The sequence below is a fragment of the Ferruginibacter sp. genome (genome assembly GCF_031391665.1).
Classification (GTDB): Bacteria; Bacteroidota; Bacteroidia; order Chitinophagales; family Chitinophagaceae; genus Ferruginibacter.
The window spans coordinates 1-1,551 of the sequence record NZ_JANMUN010000007.1; the positions used below are offsets into that span (position 1 = coordinate 1).

1 protein-coding gene and 2 pseudogenes are annotated in these 1,551 nt (G+C 36.4%); 1 reads left to right on the forward strand and 2 read right to left on the reverse strand.

Features of this window, described 5'->3' with window-relative positions; all coding sequences use genetic code 11:
- Both ACY651_RS00545 and ACY651_RS00550 read right to left on the reverse strand, forming a co-directional pair.
- Positions 1 to 338 (reverse strand): annotated as a pseudogene (locus tag ACY651_RS00545) (cyanophycin synthetase family protein); the annotation flags it as partial.
- 653 nt (positions 339 to 991) lie between these two features.
- Positions 992 to 1,192, reverse strand: coding sequence for a hypothetical protein (locus ACY651_RS00550; RefSeq protein ID WP_462248615.1), 201 nt, complete (start codon positions 1,190 to 1,192; stop codon positions 992 to 994).
- Between the two features lie 68 nt (positions 1,193 to 1,260).
- On the opposite strand from ACY651_RS00550, the pseudogene ACY651_RS00555 reads away from it, so the two are divergent.
- Positions 1,261 to 1,551: pseudogene (locus tag ACY651_RS00555) on the forward strand (aminotransferase class V-fold PLP-dependent enzyme); the annotation flags it as partial.

Consider the following 1,551-nt stretch of genomic DNA (forward strand, 5'->3'; position numbering starts at 1 on the left):
GCATACATAATATTCGCCTTCTTTGCCCGTGCCCCTTGTGCGGCCAAAACCAGTATCCATGCCGGCAAGTGTTTGCATTTCCAAAGCAATATGTTCAATTACGTGGCCCATCCAGGTGCCTTCATCCACTCTTTCAAAAAACCGCCACGTGTGCCCACGCTGCAGCGGTGCTCAATCATGGTAGGAAACATTTTTTCCAGCCGCTCCCTAAAACCTGCAATAGAATTGGTGGGGCGTTGCTCCATATCTTCTAAATCCAATTTCATTTGTATTAGTTTGGTGCGGCGCACACTCCAGTAGTTAGGTCCTCTTAATACTTTAATTTCAAGAATATTCATAAGTGCAGTTTTTTGTCCAGTGTTTTAGTTTTTTTGAGCCAAGCGGTATTTCTTTGTTCAACTTCATTGGCGTCGCACTCTTGTGCGACATAACTTTATTGAGCTTTCATCTAAGCGTATTTTTTAAGCGCTGCAAAAAAGAGAAAAGGATTTTTTCGCAGGGCTCTGCGTAATCTCTGCTCTTCATTTTCTCTACGCTAAAAATGTTTCGAAATGAAATTACCAAAATCATCTTGCTTTGCAAAAAACAAAATAATAAGTGTAAATAAAAGTAGTAAGTAAGCTGGTGTAATTCACTTACATTAAGCAAACTTTTTCAGTGTGTAACTAATGCCACCCCTTCGGGGTTTGGTTTTTATTCTTGAATTCTACATCTATATTAATACCATCCCTTCGGGATTTTAAAGCCTGAAAGGCTGATATTAATATAGGCTACGAGGCAAAAGTTGATAAAACCCTGAAGGGGTGAAATTAAAAAATCATTTGCTAAGATTAACTAAAAAGGTATCGAATAATAGGTATAACTTTCTTAAAATGGAGATAAGAATGACGTGAAATTTTCTTTCAGCAGTTGATAATTTTTATCAGCCTGTTCTTTTACTTCTGCAGGTAATTTATCATAACATTCCAAAAAGAAGGAACGGTAAAATGTTTCATAATGTTCTGTATTTGCCATTATTAAAATCAGTTATAGCCTTACTGGCAAGGCCATCTAATTTTTTACCGGCAATATCTTTTTCAATCCTGGCATCCCATTTTTCATTTTCATATTCCCAAAACCACTGCCTGAATTTTGCAAAATCATCCTCAGGAAGTTTTGCAATAGATTTTTCAATTTCAGATAGGTCCTTCATCTTTTTTGTTTTTATAAAGGTATATTTTTTTATGCCTTTGTAAAAATTCTTTTGCTTAAATTAGCATTATGCCAAACCGCCGCAATTTCCTCAATAAAATAAGCTTATTATCAGCAACTGCATTATCTGCAAATATTTTTCAACCGGCATGGGGCCGCAATTTAAAAGCTGCTGTAAAAAATGTTGAAAATGTTAATCCTGCTGATTTGGCAAGCGATGATGAGTTTTGGTATTATGTACAGCAATCTTATACTATCTCTGCAAATTTTATCAACTTAAATAATGGCGGCGTATCGCCTGCTCCAAAAGTAGTAGCCGATGCCATGAAAAGATATTACGACATCAGTAACGAAGCACCC

What these genes read in the sequence shown, in the direction of transcription:
- ACY651_RS00550 (WP_462248615.1), bottom strand. Translation starts at nt 1,192, where the DNA reads ATGAAGGACCTATCTGAAATTGAAAAATCTATTGCAAAACTTCCTGAG.